This is a genomic window from Marinomonas sp. (genome assembly GCF_965225885.1).
GTDB lineage: Bacteria > Pseudomonadota > Gammaproteobacteria > Pseudomonadales > Marinomonadaceae > Marinomonas.
In genome coordinates, this window is sequence record NZ_OZ245329.1 from 1605333 (window position 1) to 1623368 (window position 18036).

An 18036-nucleotide genomic window follows, 5' to 3' on the forward strand; every position below is an offset into this window, starting at 1 on the left:
AACGACAGTTGCTTTTTAATGATTCTAAGGCCAGTCGTATTATGAAACAGGCGCTGTGCCTTCAATGTGAATGTTGCTCTGTGTGCGAAAGTCTCTAGGAGTGACGCCTTTTAGCTCATGAAATCGGCGGTTAAAGTTAGCGACATTGTTGAAGCCAACCTGAAAGCAAATCGTCGCGATCTGCTGATCTGTTTCGGTTAGCAAACTACAGGCACGGCTGACTCGAACGCGATTCACAAATTCAATAAAGCGGTTGCCTGTTGCCTTTTTAAAGAAGCGCGAAAAATGGCTGTCTGACATACCAATCAAATTCGCTACGCTGGAAAGTGTAATGTCATTACTGTAGTTCTGTGACACATAATCAACCACAGTATTGATTTTTCGTTGCAATGTTTCACTGGATTTTAAATCGATTTGTACCGTAGAAAGTAAGCGGTAACTTCGGCTATACGCCAGTTTTTGTAAGAGAGGAAGGGCAATAATTAACCTTGATAAGCCACTAGAATCGCGAACCTTTTGGAAAGTATCTTTTAGGTAATCATTGTCTTGTTCAAAAAACTCAATACCTGATTTTGCTCTGGCTAACATAGGTAGAATTTCGGCTAACTCAGGAATAATTTTCATGCCATTCGAAAAAGACTCATGGTCGAAACGAATTACCATGTCTCTGAGTTGAACATCTTCTTGGTTGTGTTGGCAGATCCAGTTATGAGGGAGTCGAGGACCAGTTAAAATGAGTTGGCCTGGTGAGTAATTGCCAATGTAATCGCCTACAAAGACTTTGCCCGATGTGGCAACAATAAAATGCAGCTCGTAGTCATCATGGGCGTGCCAGCGAATAAGGTCACACGGATAGCCGTGTTCTAAATAACGAATGGTTTCGTTATCTTCGACAATTTCGTATTCGGGGGTGATGCGTTTGGCGGTATTAGGCATAATCTTCTCGCTCAGCAGATAAAATGACCACTCACTGCTTATTTTTTATTTTTAATAAAAATATACTCAAGAAACCAAGGTAGAGACAACTTTATCCACCTTGTTTTCTTGAGTTAGACCCTCTAATTAATGATAACTATCTAAGCATACTTTGCCATGCTTGTCTGAATTGCTTCAGAAAGCTGAGTTACAAAGTCAGGAAACTCTGTTGGCACATTGCCCCATAAAAAGCGATCTGTTGCAAAAGCTCGAATGCCCATTTCGTCATTGCTGAACGACGCTAGAGAGGCTTTATTTGGCTCATGGTAAGGCGTGTTGAGCTTACCTTTAGCAGATAGCTGAATAAAGGTGAACCAGCTGGCGATGCCTTGGATAGTCTTAACGGGGGTACGGCCTTTGCGATAAGCACCTTCTAATGTGGGGAAAACAAAAATTGGAAATTTTGCGTAGCCATCGGTGCAGATGCGTTCTACTGTATCGCCAATGTTTGCGTTGCTAAAACGCTGCGCAATAATGTCAAAATAGGCTGGTAGATCAACCACAGAATCCCCAATAGCAGGAATCGAATCTTGCAGAATGAAGTCCGTAAAATACTGCTTTAATTCGTCATCACGCATGGCTTCATCAAAGTAGGTGAGGCCTTTTAATGCTGCTTGATACGTTACGCAAGTGTGACCTGCGTTTAAAATACGAATTTTAGCTTCTTCAAAAGGCACGACGTCTTTGACAAATTGCACACCAACGAGATCAAGAGCGGGTTTTTTACCGGCAAACTTGTCTTCTACGACCCACTGAATGAAGTCTTCTCCCATCACTGTCATGTTGTCATCAACACCAAAGCGTGAGCGGACATCGTCTACATGTTGCTGGCTTGGCTTAGGTGTTATTCGATCCACCATAGAGCAAGGGAAAGACACGTTTTCTTTTACCCATCCTGACAGCGCTGAATCTTGCTTAGCATCTAAAAACTGCATTAGGCCAGTTTCGAGTAATTCACCGTTATGGCGAAGGTTGTCGCAGCATAACAGGGTGATTTTTGCCTTAGATGTTTTGCTACGCAGTTTAAGACCAGCATACAAAAAAGCATAAAGTGTATTACGAGCACCTTCTATATCGGCCTTAATCGCTGGATGCTCTAGCATCAAGCGACGATTTTCATCAAGGTAGTAGCCGCCCTCTGTCACTGTCGATGTGACGAGCTGAATCTTCGTATCGGCGAGCACCGAGTCAACTTTTTCTGGCGCTTGAGCGCCATCAATTTGCTGAACAATAGAGCGAATATGCTCGTACTTTGTCTTGCCATCAGCCGCCATGGTTTTTAAAACATACTCGCCTTCTTGCTTGATAAAGCGAGCAAAAGCTTGGCTGTCTTGTGGGCGAATATTAACGCCAATAATGCCCCAGTTTTTCTGCGTGTCATGAGTGAGTAGGCGGTCGATGTATACGGCTTGGTGAGCGCGGTGGAAAGCACCGACACCCAAATGTACTATGCCTGCTTGAATTGCTTTTTTTGAATAATTCTGAACAGAAAGCTGCTCTACATTTGAAGCAGCTTGTAAATAATTAGCCATATTAAGCCTCCTCTGGAATCACAGAGATGACTCGATCATTTTCGTTAAACAAAATAATTTCTGAAATATCAATTTTGAGACTGACTTCTTGTCCGTCTTTAAGCTCAGTTCGAGCCGGAGCTTTGACAATAATGGTTTGATCACTAGACAATTGAAGATGCGCGTAGGCTTCAGAACCTAGGTGCTCAACCAACTCGATGCGTCCAGATAAATCGCCGCCTTCTTCGACCAATGACATGTGCTCTGGGCGAATGCCGACAACCACGGAATCTGGCAGTGGGCCTTTTAAACGATTCGCAGGGAAAAGAATTTTCTGTCCAAGTAATTCAATCGCTAGATTGTCTTCTTGGCGTACTATTTTGTCCGCTGCGATGAGGTTCATTTTTGGCGTACCAATGAACTCTGCAACAAAGCGGCTGTTTGGTTGGCGATAAAGTTCAAGTGGCGTACCAACTTGCTCAATTTGGCCTGTATTCAAAATAACCACGCGGTCGGCCAAGGTCATGGCTTCAACCTGATCATGGGTAACATAAATCATCGTTGTGCCGAGTTTTTTGTGAAGGCGAGCGAGTTCTAAACGCATTTGTACACGCAGTGCGGCGTCTAGGTTAGATAGCGGCTCATCGAACAAGAAGACTTTCGGCTGGCGCACAATGGCGCGACCAATGGCAACACGTTGGCGTTGGCCACCAGACAGTTCTTTTGGTTTACGTTCTAATAGCGCATCAAGCTGCAAAGAAGCAGACACGGAGCGAACTTTTTCTTTGATTTCGGTATCCGATACTTTGGCAAGACGCAGCGCAAACGATAAGTTGTCGGCCACCGTCATGTGTGGATACAAAGCATAAGATTGGAACACCATGGCAAGGTCGCGTTTTGACGACGCCACTTCGGTAATGTCTCTGCCGTCTAGTTCTATACTTCCGCCAGTGCTGGATTCTAAGCCTGCAATAGTCCGTAGTAATGTGGATTTACCACAGCCAGATGGCCCAACGAAGACGACGAATTCACCTTCCTTAATACTTAGATTAATGCCGCGCAATGCGTGGTAGCTGTCATAGTGTTTTTGTAAATCAGTGATCGCTAAGTAAGTCATAAAGAAACTTCCTAATAATTATTTTACGGCGCCGAATGTAAGGCCTTGGACTAATTGTTTTTGACAGAACCAACCGAAAATAACGATTGGTGCGCAAGCAAGTGTGGATGCGGCTGATAATTTCGCCCAAAACAGACCCTCAGGGCTCGAGTAAGAGGCAATCATCGCGGTTAATGGAGCAGCATCGGATGCAGTCAAGTTGAGAGACCAAAAAGCCTCATTCCAACAAAGCACGATAGATAAAAGAGCAGTTGACGAAATGGCACCAACAGAAAGTGGCAGCACAACTTTCACCACTTCATCCCAAGGGGTTGCACCGTCCATTCGCGCGGCTTCAAGGATTTCTTTTGGCAAATCTTTGAAGTAGGAGAACAGCATCCACACGATAATCGGCAGGTTCATTAGGGTGAAAATGATCACCAAAGCGGTTTTTGAATCTAATAAGCCATAATCTCTGCAAAGGATATAAATAGGGACTAACACGCCGACTGCTGGCAGCATCTTAGTAGAGAGCATCCATAGCAAAATGTCTTTGGTGCGTTTTCCTGGGAAAAATGCCATGGAATAAGCCGCAGGAATGGCAATCACCAGAGCGATAATGGTTGAGCCAAATGACGTGACGACGGAGTTCCATGCATGATGAATGTAGTCACTACGCTCTTGAATGATTCTGAAGTTATCCAGTGTTGGTTCAAAGAACAGAGACGGTGGTACAGATATCGCCTGCAGTTCGGTTTTGAACGAGGTGATAAACATCCAAAAAATCGGGAAAAATAACACCAATGCTACCGTCCATGCGAACAGTCCAGTAAGAATGGTTTTGAGTTTGCGTTGTTGATTAAGAGTCATTGTATTCACCTCACACCGTTAAGTTTTTGCCAACGGCACGAATTAAGAAAAAGGCCACGATATTGGCAAGCAACACGGCAAACAAACCTCCAGCAGAAGCCACACCAACGTCATATTGCAGAAGTGCTTGGTTATAAATTAGATACGCTAAGTTTGTACTGTCGTAACCTGGACCACCGCCAGTGGAAACGAAAATTTCAGCAAATACCGCGAGTAGAAAGATGGTTTCTATCATCACCACCACGGCAATTGGGCGTGCAAGGTGTGGAATAGTTAAATAGCGGAAGATATGCCAACCTGTTGCTCCATCCATTTGAGCAGCTTCTTTTTGTTCCGTATCTTGTGATTGAAGAGCAGTAACAAACACCAAAATAGCGAAAGGTAACCATTGCCAACTGACCATGATAATGATTGACACTAACGGGTAACTTGATAGCCAATCTATGGGTTCAAAACCTAGCGATTCTGATATCCACGCAAAAATGCCGTAAACAGGGTTCATCATCATGTTTTTCCAAATCAATGCATTGACGGTTGGCATGATAAAGAAAGGCGATATTAATAAGACTCGAACAATGCCTTGGCCGAAAAACGGCTTATCAATCAAAGCGGATAGCATCACACCTAAGACCACAGTGATGATTAAGACGGACAGTAGCAAAATTAAGGTGTTCGATACCGCTGGAATAAAGCCAGGGTCAGTAATAAAGAATTCAAAATTCATCAAACCGACGAAGTTATTCTGACCTGGGTACAATAAGTTGTAGCGGATGGTGGAAAAATAGATGGTCATGGATAATGGAATGATCATCCAAACCAAAAGCATGATGACGGATGGTGCCATTAATAAGCGAGTAATTGAGCGCTTCATGTTGTGTTTCTCTTATTATAAGCAGGGGAGAATCTGTTCTTGTGCAGAACGAATCAAAAGTAAGAAATAGGGCTAAGCCCTATTTCTTTGTCGAGCTTAATGATGGCTAGTAATAACCCGCTTGACGCATTTGACGATCTGCAGAGGTGTTTGCAGATTTCAAGGCTTGATCGACTGTCATAGAACCAGACAATGCACCTGAAATCATTTGCCCTGTTGTGGTCCCAATCGCTTGGAACTCAGGGATAGCTGCAAACTGAACACCCACATAAGGAGATGGTTTTAGTGTGCTGTCATTTGGATCAGCAGAATTGATGGCTTTTAATTCTGCTTCAGCAAAAACGGCGGCTTTTTGGAACTTAGGATTCTCATAAGTGCTGGCTCTTGTACCTGTTGGTACGGCTGCCCAGCCATTCTTTTCACCGACAAGCTTGATGTATTCCTTAGACGTTGCCCAGCGAACAAATTTTTGTGCGGCATCTGCGTTTTTAGTCGCCGCTGGGATACCCAATGCCCATGACCAAAGCCAGTTCGCGCCTTTTTCCGTTACTGCATAAGGCGATTGAGCAAAGCCAACTTTATCAGCCACTTTACTTTGTTGAGGGTCGGTTACGAAAGACGCCGCGATAGTCGCGTCAATCCACATGCCACATTTGCCTTCGTTGAATAACGCTAGGTTTTCATTGAAGCTGTTGCTGCTTGCGCCTGGAGGACCATATTTGTTCAATAGATCAACATAGAAGTTAACGGCATTTTTCCATTCCGCTGTTTCTAACTGAGGTTTCCAGTTTTCATCAAACCAACGTGCGCCAAAGGAGTTTGCCATGGCTGTCATGAATGCCATGTTGTCACCCCAGCCAGCTTTGCCACGTAAGCAAATACCATAAATGCCTTTTTCAGGGTTATTGACGGCAGCTGCTACATCACGAATGTGTTCCCAGCTGTCTCTGTCATTTATTTCCATGCCTGCCGCTTTCACAAGGTCTTTGCGGTACATGACCATGGAGCTTTCACCATAAAATGGCGCTGCATACATGGTGCCTTTGTAAGACAAGCCGCCACGAATGGATGGCAGGATGTCTTTTGCATCATAGCTTCCGCTGGTGTCGACTGCTTGTAGCCAGCCGCGTTCACCCCAGATAGGTGCTTCATACATACCAATGGTCATGACGTCATAAAGACCACTTTTGTTGGCTATATCTTGAGTGACGTTTTGACGTAAAACACCTTCTTCTAAAGTTACCCATTTAACTTTGATGCCTGGGTTGGCTTTTTCAAATTCAGGTGTGAGTTTTTGCATTTCGATCATGTGGCCATTGTTTACAGTAGCCACTGTGATTTGAGTTGCTGAGAAGGCGCTAGCAGCTGTCATAGCCGCTGTGATAGATACCGCATAAGTTAGGGTATTTTTGGTAAGGCGTTTCATAGGTTTCCCCCAGTTTGGAGTTTCTTTGTTTTTATAGTCGTACCTAATTCTTGATAATTGCTCATCAAGTGATCATTAATATAGGTCATGTCAGAATTGACCTGTTAATACATAAAACGCCAATAAATGTACTATTTTGTTTCATTTTTTAGTTATTGATAGAAATTGAGTCAATTTAATACTCTTTTGATGTCCTTTAATTGACTCTATGTCTAATAAGGTTTTACGTGATAAATGTCAGTGAATGATGCCAAGGTATTTTCGTTTTTTTTGTATAAATGGCTATAATGGCGGCATTCTATCTCAAGGGTAATGACATGACTGAAACCACAGATTCGATTAGTTTTAAACGTCTTAAAATGCAGTGTCGTCGCGGCATGTTGGAACTCGATGTTCTGCTAGAGCCCTTTTTAGCGGACGTGTATTTGACGTTGGAAGAAGAAGACAAACAGCGCTTTGTTAATTTGCTTACCTGCGAAGATCAAGATCTTTTCCCATGGTTTATGCAAAGTGCTGTACCGGAAGATCCGGATCATGCTCGCATTGTTAATATTATTGTGTCTCGTGTTCAGCCTGAAAACTACCGAGCTTAAATGCTCGTGGATTGGCATAAGTCTGTGGCTATTTGTAGTCGTAGCTTATGTTGCTCTGTTGCAGATTTATTGGATGCCTGCCGTTTGGCGGGCATTGCTTTATCTGGTTGTTGGCTTAGGAGGATTGGTGCTACTCATTCGTATGTTTCGTCAGCCTGCACGACAAATAGGCATCGATGAGCAAGGCGCGTTTTTATTTGATCGAGGAGGTTATGAAAGGCTACTTTTTATACGCGCCAATGGCGTTCAATTGATCGCTAAAGTGGATCAAGGGCAGACTTTTTTAGATCGAATTTGGCCCAAATATCGAGTGATATATCGCGATAGCGTGGCAGTGGAAGCGTATCAAGTTCTGCGTTCTTATGCGGCGCAACAAATCTTGCAGCGCCGCAGTGAAGAGGCTAAAAAACGTTTTGGTTCAAAAGCTTAATCTGTGTTTTTGGGTGTCAATATCGTTGGTGTGCTGGTGGTTAGCTTATTTGGATAATCTAACGTGAAGTGCAAGCCGCGACTTTCTTTTCGAGACATCGCCGAGCGAATGATCAAGTCAGCAACCACGGCTAAATTTCGCAGTTCCAATAAATCATTCGAAACCTTGTAGTTAGCGTAAAACTCTTGGATTTCTGACAATAATAAATCAACCCGATGTTTGGCTCTTAATAGGCGTTTATCGGTTCTTACTATGCCGACATAATCCCACATAAAACGTCGCAATTCTTGCCAGTTATGGGTAATCACCACGTCTTCATCAGAGTTTGTTACCTTGCTTTCATCCCAATCAGGAATCACTACATCATTGGTTTGTAAATTGTTTTCAGAGATATGATGAGCGGCAGAGCGAGCAAAAACAATACATTCTAATAAAGAGTTACTTGCTAGACGATTAGCTCCATGAAGACCGGTATAAGCGGTTTCACCAATAGCATAAAGGTTGTCTATATCGGTTGCGCTGTGACGGTTAACAACCACGCCACCACAAGTATAGTGCGCAGCAGGTACGACAGGGATTGGCCCTTTCGTCATGTCATGGCCATATTCTAAACAGCGTTTATAAATGGTTGGGAAGTGCTCTTTGATGAACTCTGGATCTTTATGAGAAATATCCAATAAAACATGGTGAATCCCAAGACGTTTCATCTCGTGGTCAATTGCACGTGCAACAATATCTCGCGGTGCCAATTCCTCTCGTTTATCAAACTTCGCCATAAAGCGAGTGCCATCCGGCAATAAGAGTTTACCGCCTTCGCCACGAACTGCTTCAGAGATCAAAAAGGTTTTGGCTTTAGCATCGTAAAGACAAGTTGGGTGGAATTGATTGAACTCCATGTTTGCAACTCGACAACCTGCTCGCCACGCCATAGCAATGCCATCTCCAGAAGCGGTATCTGGATTACTGGTATAAAGATAAACTTTGCTGCTGCCACCACAAGCGAGTGATACAAAGCGCCCATGGAAAACTTCAATCACATCGTCATCAAGATTAAGAGCGTAAACGCCAACCGCTCGGTTTGGTCCTGTGATGCCGAGTTTTTTAGTGGTGACGACATCAATGGCCACGCGATCAGGGAAAAATTCGATATTTGGATGATTGCTTGCGTTCTTGATAAGCGTTTTAGAAATCGCTAAACCTGTCGCATCAGCGCTATGAATAATGCGTCTGTGGCTGTGACCGCCTTCTTTTGTTAGATGATATTCCTCACTTTCCCCATAACGAGTGAAAGGAACGCCTTGATCAATCAGCCAATCGATACTTTCTTTAGAGTGTTCAACCGTAAAGCGAATCGCTTCTGGATCGCCAAGCTCAACGCCCGCGTCTATGGTGTCGTTGATATGAGAATCAATAGTATCTTTGTCCGACAATACAGCCGCAACACCACCTTGAGCATATAAAGTGGATCCTTCACGGATATCTGCTTTGGTCAAAATAGCAACGCTATGCTTGTCTGCCAGCTCAAGAGCAAGCGTTAGCCCTGCGGCTCCCGCGCCAATAATGACGATGTCGTGTTTATAATGTCGGCTCATGTTATTGATCTAATTATGGCTTAAAAATTAATGTTACTATTGTTGCCAGTAAATAGTGAATACTTTCTGAGATTGCATTTTAAATATTCATCATACTTCATTATTTAGAGCGAGCGGTTATTTCTCTAAATAGGTGATTTGATAATATGAAATGGGAACTCGTTGAGTGGAACGTTGTCTTCTCTTGTAATGAGCAAGGGCGCAGACGAAAAAGGTTTTAATATGAGGTGCCTATGCAGCACGAAACGTCTTCTGATCAGGCGTTAGTTGAGAAAGTACAGCAGGGTGACAAGCGGGCGTTTGATCTGCTTGTTATCAAATATCAATATAAGGTCATGGGTTTAATTGGACGTTATGTACAAGATAGAAGTGAAGTACTGGATGTAGCTCAAGATAGCTTTATTAAAGCGTATCGTGCGATAGGGAGTTTTCGTGGAGAAAGTGCTTTTTACACTTGGTTGTATCGTATTGCTGTAAACACAGCAAAAAACTACCTTGTGAGTCGTTCTCGTCGTCCGCCAGAATCTGATGTTGAGCTGGATAATGAAGAGGTTTTCAGTGTGTATGAATCCTTAGCGGATATAGACACGCCTGAAGCAAAGCTAAACAGTGATCGTCTTGAAAAAGCGATTCATTATGCCATTCAGCATTTGCCGGAAGAATTGCGTAGCGCATTAACCTTACGTGAATTCGATGGTCTGAGTTATGAAGATATTTCATTGATCATGGACTGTCCTGTAGGAACGGTTCGATCACGTATTTTTCGCGCACGAGAAGCGGTAGAAAAACACATACGTCCATTGATGGATACAGGAGAGTAAATATGACAGCTTTAAACGGCAGTTTCCCAAAAAATGATTGCTCCCGAGATAATGACAGTACTCGAGAAAATGATGGCTTCCAAGAACACAATAGTTCCGAAGAAGTGCATTCTAGTTTGTCGGCTATGTTCGATGGCGAAGCGACAGAGCAGGATCTAGAACGATTAATTGATGAAGACAGTGCTGAGTTAAGTTGTCAGCTGGAAGCTTACCATTTAATTCAGCAGGCACTTCACAAAGAGTCACCGGTTGCCGTAGGTCTTGAAGATAGCTTGATGCGTCGTGTGCGAGCAGGAATTAATGTTGATGCTTCATTTCCAGAAGAGCAAAGCGCAAAAAATTTGCTGCCTTTTGTTTTATCTAGTGAAAACAGAGCTTCTCGTCCAGTGTGGCGCGTTGCCTTGTCTAGCGTTGCTGTGGCCGCGAGTGTTGCGTTTGTCGTGATTTTTGGTGGCAATGAATTACTAACGCCAGGTTCAGAGACACCTAATTTGGTGGCGGAAGTTCGTTCGCCATCAACCAATAATATGGTTGTAACGCCATTGGCTGAGTTAGATAAAGATACTTTACAGATAGATAACGTTAGGTTGCAAAATTACCTTCGACAACATGCTGAACAAGCCGCGATGACCGTTGGGCAGGGAATGATACCTATGGCTCGAGTCGTTAGTTACCCAATAAAAGAGTAATTTATGAGACTATTTCCGCCATTACATATTTTTTTCACAGTGCTATGCCTTACTATTTCGGGTATGAGTGTGGCAAGTAGCACGATGCCAGATGCATTGCATTTATTAAGAAGTATGACTCAATCATTTTCTACGCTGAGTTACGATGGTGTGTTTGTACATTCTGAAGCAACGAATATTAATAGCATGCGTGTACGTCATGATTTGATGGGCGGTGTGGAATATGAAAGCTTGGTGGATTTAGATGGTGATAAAATTGAAGTCTTGCGCATTGACAACAAAATTATTTCTGTCTATCCAAATGCGCTTGTTGCCAATATGCGCGCACCATTAGTGCCGCCTTTCAAACGTTTTAAAGATGTAGAAAGTGACCGACTTATTAAAGGTTACGATATGGTTGTTGGCGAACACACAAGTCGGATTGCGGGTCGCAAAGTGGTCGCTGTAAAGCTTGTGCCAAAAGATCAATATCGCTATGGGCATCAATTTTGGTTAGACACAGAAAATCATTTTCTTTTAAAGCATGATATGTTGAAAACGAACGGTGAGTTGTTAGAGCGAATCCAATTTACCTCGGTTAATTTTGCACCTGACTTGAAAGATAAAGACTTTGTCCCCAAAGAGGGTAGTTACTCTGAACCCGTTGTTGAAGCTCAGCCAAGACGTATCAAAAATCTTTGGCAATTCGACTGGTTACCGGAAGGTTTTTCTTTGGTTTGGCCAGAAGCGAGATCTTTAAATCATGGCACCAGTATGTTGCTGTTGTCTGATGGAATGGCGACAGTATCTATTTTTGTTGAGCCGACGATGAAGTCCAAAGCCATGTCCATTTTAAATATGGGCGCAACCATCGCTGGTGAGCGTAGTATTAAAGTAAAAGATCAGTTGTATTTGTTGACCATGGTTGGCGAAGTTCCAGAATCTACCATTGAAAAACTGATGACTGTATTTATGCCAAGGCAAGAGTAATGATTGAAGAAACTGGAAGAGTATTATCCATAGAAGATGGCTTTGCGGACGTAGAAACAATACGTACGAGCAGCTGTACTTCCTGTCGTGCTCGTCATGGTTGTGGACATCATGCAATTGCTCAAGTGTCTTCCTCGAATCGAATGCGCATGCGAGCCATTGACCCTTTGTCAGTAGAAGTTGGACAGAGTGTTGTTGTCGGAATTCCAGAGGATACTTTATTGCAGGCTTCAGTTTGGATGTATTTGGTTCCATTACTTGGTCTGGTTGGCGGAGCGGTTATACCGTCCTTGTGGGGCGGCGAATCGGGTATCGCGGTTATTTTCTCGATTATTGGCTTTGCTGGCGGTTTGTTATTGGCAAGAAACAAGTCAAAACAAGAAATGAACAATCTTGAGTATTATCCCAAAATTTTAAGAATTGAATCGCTTAACGATGGTCATATCCCTTTGGTCGTGACATCGTAAGCGTCTAAATGTCTTCACCTGGCACTGTAATGAATTTGGTACGTCTTAAGGAGACCAATCAATGAACAGATTGCTTAAACACGTTAGCATGATTGTCGTCAGTAGTTTTATGATGGCTTCGATGTTGACTCATGCGGCTTCGCTTCCTGACTTTACCGAGTTAGTGGAGAAAGCCTCTCCCGCTGTTGTGAATATCAGTACGGAACAAACTGTTACCACAAAAACGGCTAATGAAGGTGGTCAGCAATTAGGGCCAAACAGCGAAGAACTTAATGAATTCTTCAAACACTTCTTTGGTCAGCAGCCTTTCGGTCAACAAGCGCCACCGCAGCAGGGACAGCGAAGTTCATTGGGATCTGGTTTTATTATTTCCCATGATGGTTATGTATTGACCAATAATCACGTTATTGATGGCGCGGATGTAATTCATGTTCGCCTTAATGATAGACGTGAATATATCGCAAAACTTATTGGTACAGATCCTAGGACCGACTTAGCTCTGCTTAAAATCGAAGCGGATGACTTACCTATAGTTAAGATGGGCGATTCAGACAAGCTTAAAGCGGGTCAGTGGGTGCTAGCAATTGGCTCACCATTCGGTTTTGACTACACAGTGACAGCTGGTATTGTTAGTGCAACAGGACGAAGCTTGCCGTCTGATAACTATGTGCCATTTATCCAAACGGATGTCGCGATCAATCCGGGCAACTCCGGTGGTCCATTATTTAATTTAGACGGTGAAGTGGTTGGTATTAATTCGCAAATCTACACTCGATCTGGTGGTTTTATGGGTGTGTCATTCGCGATTCCGTCCAAAGTCGCTATGTCGGTAGTAGATCAGCTGAAGAACGATGGCAAAGTATCTCGCGCTTGGTTAGGTGTGTTGATTCAGGATGTCAATAATGAGCTGGCTGAGTCATTTGGTTTAGACAGATCAAACGGTGCATTGATTAGTCGTGTATTACCAGATTCTCCTGCCGAAAAAGCAGGCTTAAAATCTGGCGATATCATCTTGGAATTTAATGGTGAATCCATCGCCCATTCTGGAGAGCTACCTTATATTGTTGGGCAGATGAAAGCGGGTGAAAAAGTCGACGCGAAAGTCTATCGAGATGGCAAAGAACAAACCATTTCGGTGACGCTAGAAGCTCGACCAAATGATCCTAAAACGATAGCTCAATCTCAACAGGATCAAAACCGTCTTGGTATGATTGTTGGAGAAGTACCTGCAGACATGGCGAAGAAATTTGAAATTGACGGTGGTGTTGTTATCGAACAGGTACTTGGTGGTACAGCCGCTCGTAATGGATTGCAGCAAGGTGATGTGATCACTATGTTAAATGGAAAACGCATTGCCAGTGTCGCGGAATTTACTGACATTGCCAAAGATATTCCAAGTGGACGATCTGTACCTATGCGAGTGATTAGACAAGGCTATCCAATGTTTATTCCATTCAAAATAATGGATTAATCATTATAAATTGAACAAGAAGAAATGATTAAAGCGACCAAACGGTCGCTTTTTTTTGCTTTAAACTTGCAGTTAAATATTAGACATGTAACTATTTTTTATAGTTTTAGGCCATATTTTCGGTGTTTTTTATTTAGAGAACGAATTATTTTAAAGGAGCGGATTGTGGAGCAAGTGGTAGAGAAGGGTATTTGTTTTCGTTTAGGAAGTGAGCGTTATGTTCACCCTATTTCAACTGTCAAAGAAGTACTTAGTTACCAGTCTCCGGCTCCTGTTCCAGGTGCTCGTGAAGGTGTTGAGGGCATGATTGATGTGCGTGGTAATATGGTCACCGTTTTGTATGGCACGCATTTGTTGAATTTAGATCCAGCTGAGTGTGAAGAGGAAGGTCATATTATTGTACTGGATTTACCAACTGGCTATTTTGGAATTCGAGTAGAAGCCGTGGAGCGAGTTATGGACCTACCTGAAAATAATGACACTCATGGATTGGAGTATCGAGATCATGACTGTATTCAAGGTACTATTCAGCACGATGATGAGCTTTATATTTTAGTGGAGTTCAATGATTACTGTTCTGCGCTAGATTAATCTTATTTTAATTTGCGAGCCAATGAAAAGGTATCATTGACTCGCTAGTTTTATCTGTTCTTTGGGCTGTTTTTGAATAGCTATTACAGCTGTTTTGAGAAGATTTTGGAGTTACGTTGATAGTTGTACAGCGCTTGTTTTTGCGTTGGTAAGCTCGCCAATGTCGTTTCGCTAAATCCCCTTTCTATAAACCAATGAGCGGTTCGTGTGGTTAATAAAAAGAGCATGGTTAGATTTTGACGCTTAGCAGATTGCTCTATGCCTTTTAGTAAGCGTTCACCACGATTTGAGCCTCTGTAATCTGGCGATACTGCCAAACAAGCCAACTCACCGGAGTACTCTTGCTCAAACGGATAAAGTGCCGCGCAGGCGACAATGGCGCCATCACGTTCAATGACAATAAAGCGATCTATTTCATTTTCTAGAAGTTCGCGAGATCGCCTTACCAAAACACCTTTTTCTTCCAGTGGAGCCAACAGTGCCATCATACCGCCCACATCATCAATGTGAGCTGGGCGCAATTGCTCATAGCTGTCTTCATCAATCATGGTGCCTGAACCTTCACGAGTGAAGAGTTCTTGTAAAAGGCCACCATTTTCATTGTAAGAAATTAAATGCGCTCTCGGTACACCTTGACGCACGGCTTGAACACAGGCCTCTAATGAGGCTTGGGTGATGGTAGATAGCGTTTTTTCTTTAAGAATGGCTTCAGCGTCTTTGGTTAATAACTCAGAGTAGAGTTCGCCGTCACTTTTGAATACGCCTTCTTCTTCAGAGAAAATAACCAGCTTATCTGCTTTTAGCTGTACCGCAGCTTGGATGGCAACGTCTTCGCTTTTTAGGTTAAACACCTCTCCTGTTGGAGAAAAGCCAAGGTGAGGTAAAAGTACCATGTTGTCATCTTCAAGTAAGCGAAAGATGGCTTCTGTGTCGATTCTGCGTACCTCACCTGTGTGTCCATAGTCGATGCCATCGACGACGCCCAACGGTCTGGCGATAACATAATTACCGCTACACACTTTTAGCCTAGCGCCATCCATTGGTGTGTTTGAAAGTCCCATAGATAGCTGAGCTTCAAGCTGAACGCGCACCGCAGCAGAGGCTTGGATAATGTCCAATAGCTGATCTTGTGGCGTGACGCGATAATCGTCTTCGACTCGACTGACTAAATGCCGATTCGCTAATATTCGGCTTATTTGTGGTCGTGCGCCTTGTACTAAGACAAGGCGGATTCCTAGTGAATCCAACAAGGCAAGGTCGTGAATAATGCTTGAAAAGTGAGCGCATTCTACGGCCTCACCTGGAATCAATATGACAAAGGTTTTTCCTCTATGAGCATTGATATAGGGGGAAGAATGGCGGAACCAGTCCACATGATTGAATTCTTCTGTCACGCTATTCCTCATTTTTTTGCTCGTTTAATTGCAGGCAAAAACGCTCGATTAGACCGCGAATCACCTCTTGCATAGGTTGAATATGATCCAGCGCCATAAATTCATTTGGCTGATGGGCTTGATCAATAGAGCCTGGCCCTAAAATTAAGGTTTCCATTCCCAATTGATTTAGAAAAGAACCTTCAGTTGCAAACGCCACCGTACTTGCTTGACGATTGGTTAAGGCTTCACAGGCTTTTATGATATCCGATTCGATTGATGTATAAAAAGATGGAACATCAGGAAATAAACTATTCAACTGTATTATTGTGCCCGTTTTTTCTTCTATACGTGGCAATATCTGAGCAATTTCCGCCATTAATGCTTGATTACTCATGCCTGGTAGTGCTCGTAAATCAAACTCTAACTCACAGTGTCCGCAGATACGGTTTGGGTTATCGCCGCCATGGATGCAGCCAAAGTTCATGGTTGGGTAGTCAATGACAAAGCTCGCATCTCGATAATTAGTTTTAAGCTTCTGGCGGAATAGCATTAATTCTGACATTACATCATGCATCGCATCCAGTGCGTTATTACCCAATAACGGATTTGAAGAATGTCCAGATCGCCCTGTCACTTGGATACGCTCCATCATAATGCCTTTGTGAGCATAAATAGGTGTTAATGATGTGGGCTCTCCGATCAGAGCGTATCTTGCTTTTAATGAAGCTCGTTCAACTAGGGTTCTTGCACCCGACATGGAGCTTTCTTCGTCAGCGGTCGCCAGAATAATAAGTGGCTGTTTTAAATTAGACAGCTGCATTTGTCGAACAGTATCGATCACAATGGCAAAGAAACCTTTCATATCACAGCTGCCTAAGCCATAAAGTTTTTGATCTCTTTCTTCCAATTTAAATGGGTCTGATTTCCAACGACCTTTATCGTAAGGAACCGTATCTGTGTGGCCTGCAAGCACCAAGCCACCATCGCCAGTTCCGAGTGTCGCAATCAGGTTGAACTTATGGGGTTGGTCAGGTAATGGCATGACTTCGCATTGAAAACCTTGCGAGCTGAGCCAGCTTTCAAGTAATTGAATCACGCCTTTATTTGACTGATCCCAATGGGTTTGACTAGAACTGATAGAAGGTGAAGCAATAAGTTGCGACATCATACTAATTAGAGAGGGGAGTGCGGGCATAAAAGGATATTCCTTGAATCCGAGTTATTGTCGAATATTACTACTGTAAGCTAGGCATCTGATACACTTGCTCGCACATTATTTTTTCTTTGTTGTTTGCTCAACAGCAAAGGTTTTAGAGGTTCAAATATTATGGCTACCGAGCTAGAGCTAAAGTTAATGCTTCACTCTGAGTATCTCAAGTCCGCAAGTGAGTTTCTTGATGAAATTTGTGCATCTTCTGATTCTGATGAACAATCTCGTCAGCCAACATTGGCTTTGATGAATGCCTATTTTGATACGGAAGACGCAGACTTGATGCAAGGCGGTATGGCATTGCGTATCCGCGCTGTTAATAATAAGTTTATTCAAACCGTCAAAACGCGTGGCAGTAACCGCATCGGCATGCATGCTCGTGGTGAATGGGAGTGGTTTGTACCCAGCGATCAATTGGATTTGTCTTTATTAAGTGACGTTCCTTTGCCCGAATCATTGCAAGATAAGTCTTGGTGTAGCAACTTGGTCGAGGTTTATCGTACGGACTTTGAGCGACAAGTTTGGAACATCCAATCCCAAGAAACCAAAATGGAAGTGGTTTGTGACCAAGGTTTGGTAACCTCTCCTTATGGTGAAGACGCGATTTGTGAGTTAGAACTGGAGCTTAAAGAGGGTGAGGAGGCGGGTTTGTATCAGTTTGCGTTGCAACTCGCAGAGCATGTGCCAGTTCAGGTTAGTATCGTTTCCAAGGCACAAAAAGGCGTGCGTTTAAAATACGGACAGATTGAATTCCCTAACAAGCCAGTGAATACTTCTAATACATTAGAATTGGCCGCATATTGGTATGAAGTGTGGTTAGTTTATTGGGAAGCCATGTATTTTATGAAAGACGAAGCGCTGATGCAGCCTTTGCGCCATTCCATGGCCCAATTAAATGCCTGTTTGCCCAATCAATTAGCACTAGCATTAGAGCGTTTAGATAGTGAATTAGAACAACAACTAATCGAGGAAGAAGACTTGTTGCTGAAAAAGCTCGCAGGAATGACTCAAATTGGCCTCACCATGCTGGCTGTTGGACAATGGTTAAACCAACAATCTGTGTAAAAAATAAAAAGAA

At 43.1% G+C, this 18036-nt stretch carries 18 protein-coding genes; 9 read left to right on the forward strand and 9 right to left on the reverse strand.

Annotated features, from left to right (window positions below):
- Positions 1-39: 39 nt before the first annotated feature.
- From ACO05V_RS07595 to ACO05V_RS07620, 6 genes are all read right to left on the reverse strand, one after another.
- Positions 40-936, reverse strand: coding sequence for an AraC family transcriptional regulator (locus tag ACO05V_RS07595; protein ID WP_421849162.1), 897 nt, complete (start codon positions 934-936; stop codon positions 40-42).
- A 140-nt stretch (positions 937-1076) separates the two neighbouring features.
- Positions 1077-2507, reverse strand: a complete 1431-nt coding sequence (locus ACO05V_RS07600) for a mannitol dehydrogenase family protein (RefSeq protein WP_421849165.1) — start codon at positions 2505-2507, stop codon at positions 1077-1079.
- A gap of 1 nt (position 2508) precedes the next feature.
- Positions 2509-3603, reverse strand: coding sequence for an ABC transporter ATP-binding protein (locus ACO05V_RS07605; RefSeq protein ID WP_421849168.1), 1095 nt, complete (start codon positions 3601-3603; stop codon positions 2509-2511).
- Between the two features lie 18 nt (positions 3604-3621).
- Positions 3622-4452: a carbohydrate ABC transporter permease gene (locus ACO05V_RS07610; protein WP_421849171.1), complete on the reverse strand. Its 831-nt coding sequence runs from the start codon at positions 4450-4452 to the stop codon at positions 3622-3624.
- Between the two features lie 10 nt (positions 4453-4462).
- Positions 4463-5323, reverse strand: a complete 861-nt coding sequence (locus ACO05V_RS07615; protein ID WP_421849174.1) for a carbohydrate ABC transporter permease — start codon at positions 5321-5323, stop codon at positions 4463-4465.
- 106 nt (positions 5324-5429) lie between these two features.
- On the reverse strand, positions 5430-6749 hold the full coding sequence (locus ACO05V_RS07620; RefSeq protein ID WP_421849177.1) for an ABC transporter substrate-binding protein: 1320 nt from the start codon (positions 6747-6749) through the stop codon (positions 5430-5432).
- Positions 6750-7066: 317 nt separating this feature from the next.
- On the opposite strand from ACO05V_RS07620, the gene ACO05V_RS07625 reads away from it, so the two are divergent.
- Both ACO05V_RS07625 and ACO05V_RS07630 read left to right on the forward strand, forming a co-directional pair.
- On the forward strand, positions 7067-7342 hold the full coding sequence (locus ACO05V_RS07625; RefSeq protein ID WP_421849180.1) for a succinate dehydrogenase assembly factor 2: 276 nt from the start codon (positions 7067-7069) through the stop codon (positions 7340-7342).
- A gap of 73 nt (positions 7343-7415) precedes the next feature.
- The gene (locus ACO05V_RS07630; protein WP_421849183.1) at positions 7416-7772 is read left to right on the forward strand and encodes a hypothetical protein; all 357 of its coding nucleotides are present in this window, start codon (positions 7416-7418) and stop codon (positions 7770-7772) included.
- On the opposite strand, the gene nadB is transcribed toward ACO05V_RS07630, so the two are convergent.
- Positions 7769-9364 (reverse strand): L-aspartate oxidase, encoded by a 1596-nt coding sequence (gene nadB, locus ACO05V_RS07635; protein ID WP_421849186.1) that lies wholly within the window; start codon positions 9362-9364, stop codon positions 7769-7771. The genes ACO05V_RS07630 and nadB overlap by 4 nt on opposite strands.
- Positions 9365-9597: 233 nt before the next feature.
- On the opposite strand from nadB, the gene rpoE reads away from it, so the two are divergent.
- The 6 genes from rpoE to ACO05V_RS07665 all read left to right on the forward strand — a co-directional run bounded on the left by rpoE (position 9598) and on the right by ACO05V_RS07665 (position 14372).
- A complete protein-coding gene (rpoE, locus tag ACO05V_RS07640; RefSeq protein WP_421849189.1) occupies positions 9598-10185 on the forward strand; it encodes an RNA polymerase sigma factor RpoE in 588 nt (195 codons plus the stop codon).
- A gap of 2 nt (positions 10186-10187) precedes the next feature.
- Positions 10188-10874 (forward strand): sigma-E factor negative regulatory protein, encoded by a 687-nt coding sequence (locus tag ACO05V_RS07645; RefSeq protein ID WP_421849192.1) that lies wholly within the window; start codon positions 10188-10190, stop codon positions 10872-10874.
- A gap of 3 nt (positions 10875-10877) precedes the next feature.
- Complete coding sequence (locus ACO05V_RS07650; RefSeq protein ID WP_421849195.1) at positions 10878-11843, forward strand: MucB/RseB C-terminal domain-containing protein; 966 nt, start codon at positions 10878-10880, stop codon at positions 11841-11843.
- Positions 11843-12310, forward strand: coding sequence for a SoxR reducing system RseC family protein (locus tag ACO05V_RS07655; RefSeq protein WP_421849198.1), 468 nt, complete (start codon positions 11843-11845; stop codon positions 12308-12310). The genes ACO05V_RS07650 and ACO05V_RS07655 overlap by 1 nt, the downstream gene beginning before the upstream one ends.
- 61 nt (positions 12311-12371) lie before the next feature.
- The gene (locus tag ACO05V_RS07660) at positions 12372-13781 is read left to right on the forward strand and encodes a DegQ family serine endoprotease (RefSeq protein WP_421849201.1); all 1410 of its coding nucleotides are present in this window, start codon (positions 12372-12374) and stop codon (positions 13779-13781) included.
- Positions 13782-13946: 165 nt separating this feature from the next.
- A complete protein-coding gene (locus ACO05V_RS07665; RefSeq protein ID WP_421849204.1) occupies positions 13947-14372 on the forward strand; it encodes a chemotaxis protein CheW in 426 nt (141 codons plus the stop codon).
- A gap of 83 nt (positions 14373-14455) precedes the next feature.
- On the opposite strand, the gene argA is transcribed toward ACO05V_RS07665, so the two are convergent.
- Positions 14456-15778, reverse strand: a complete 1323-nt coding sequence (argA, locus tag ACO05V_RS07670) for an amino-acid N-acetyltransferase (protein ID WP_421849207.1) — start codon at positions 15776-15778, stop codon at positions 14456-14458.
- On the reverse strand, positions 15768-16943 hold the full coding sequence (gene argE, locus ACO05V_RS07675) for an acetylornithine deacetylase (RefSeq protein WP_421849210.1): 1176 nt from the start codon (positions 16941-16943) through the stop codon (positions 15768-15770). The genes argA and argE overlap by 11 nt, the downstream gene beginning before the upstream one ends.
- Positions 16944-17075: 132 nt before the next feature.
- Between argE and ACO05V_RS07680 the strand changes: the two genes are divergently transcribed.
- Positions 17076-18023 (forward strand): CYTH domain-containing protein, encoded by a 948-nt coding sequence (locus tag ACO05V_RS07680; RefSeq protein WP_421849213.1) that lies wholly within the window; start codon positions 17076-17078, stop codon positions 18021-18023.
- Positions 18024-18036: the final 13 nt, after the last annotated feature.

Excerpts from the sequence above, each read along its gene's own strand:
- argA (WP_421849207.1), bottom strand. The coding sequence starts at position 15,778 with ATGAGGAATAGCGTGACAGAAGAATTCAATCATGTGGACTGGTTCCGC.
- argE (WP_421849210.1), bottom strand. The coding sequence starts at position 16,943 with ATGCCCGCACTCCCCTCTCTAATTAGTATGATGTCGCAACTTATTGCT.
- rpoE (WP_421849189.1), top strand. The coding sequence starts at position 9,598 with ATGCAGCACGAAACGTCTTCTGATCAGGCGTTAGTTGAGAAAGTACAG.
- ACO05V_RS07630 (WP_421849183.1), top strand. The coding sequence starts at position 7,416 with ATGCCTGCCGTTTGGCGGGCATTGCTTTATCTGGTTGTTGGCTTAGGA.
- ACO05V_RS07680 (WP_421849213.1), top strand. The coding sequence starts at position 17,076 with ATGGCTACCGAGCTAGAGCTAAAGTTAATGCTTCACTCTGAGTATCTC.
- ACO05V_RS07650 (WP_421849195.1), top strand. The coding sequence starts at position 10,878 with ATGAGACTATTTCCGCCATTACATATTTTTTTCACAGTGCTATGCCTT.
- ACO05V_RS07620 (WP_421849177.1), bottom strand. The coding sequence starts at position 6,749 with ATGAAACGCCTTACCAAAAATACCCTAACTTATGCGGTATCTATCACA.
- ACO05V_RS07645 (WP_421849192.1), top strand. The coding sequence starts at position 10,188 with ATGACAGCTTTAAACGGCAGTTTCCCAAAAAATGATTGCTCCCGAGAT.
- ACO05V_RS07615 (WP_421849174.1), bottom strand. The coding sequence starts at position 5,323 with ATGAAGCGCTCAATTACTCGCTTATTAATGGCACCATCCGTCATCATG.
- ACO05V_RS07655 (WP_421849198.1), top strand. The coding sequence starts at position 11,843 with ATGATTGAAGAAACTGGAAGAGTATTATCCATAGAAGATGGCTTTGCG.
- ACO05V_RS07605 (WP_421849168.1), bottom strand. The coding sequence starts at position 3,603 with ATGACTTACTTAGCGATCACTGATTTACAAAAACACTATGACAGCTAC.
- ACO05V_RS07660 (WP_421849201.1), top strand. The coding sequence starts at position 12,372 with ATGAACAGATTGCTTAAACACGTTAGCATGATTGTCGTCAGTAGTTTT.
- ACO05V_RS07600 (WP_421849165.1), bottom strand. The coding sequence starts at position 2,507 with ATGGCTAATTATTTACAAGCTGCTTCAAATGTAGAGCAGCTTTCTGTT.
- nadB (WP_421849186.1), bottom strand. The coding sequence starts at position 9,364 with ATGAGCCGACATTATAAACACGACATCGTCATTATTGGCGCGGGAGCC.
- ACO05V_RS07610 (WP_421849171.1), bottom strand. The coding sequence starts at position 4,452 with ATGACTCTTAATCAACAACGCAAACTCAAAACCATTCTTACTGGACTG.
- ACO05V_RS07595 (WP_421849162.1), bottom strand. The coding sequence starts at position 936 with ATGCCTAATACCGCCAAACGCATCACCCCCGAATACGAAATTGTCGAA.
- ACO05V_RS07625 (WP_421849180.1), top strand. The coding sequence starts at position 7,067 with ATGACTGAAACCACAGATTCGATTAGTTTTAAACGTCTTAAAATGCAG.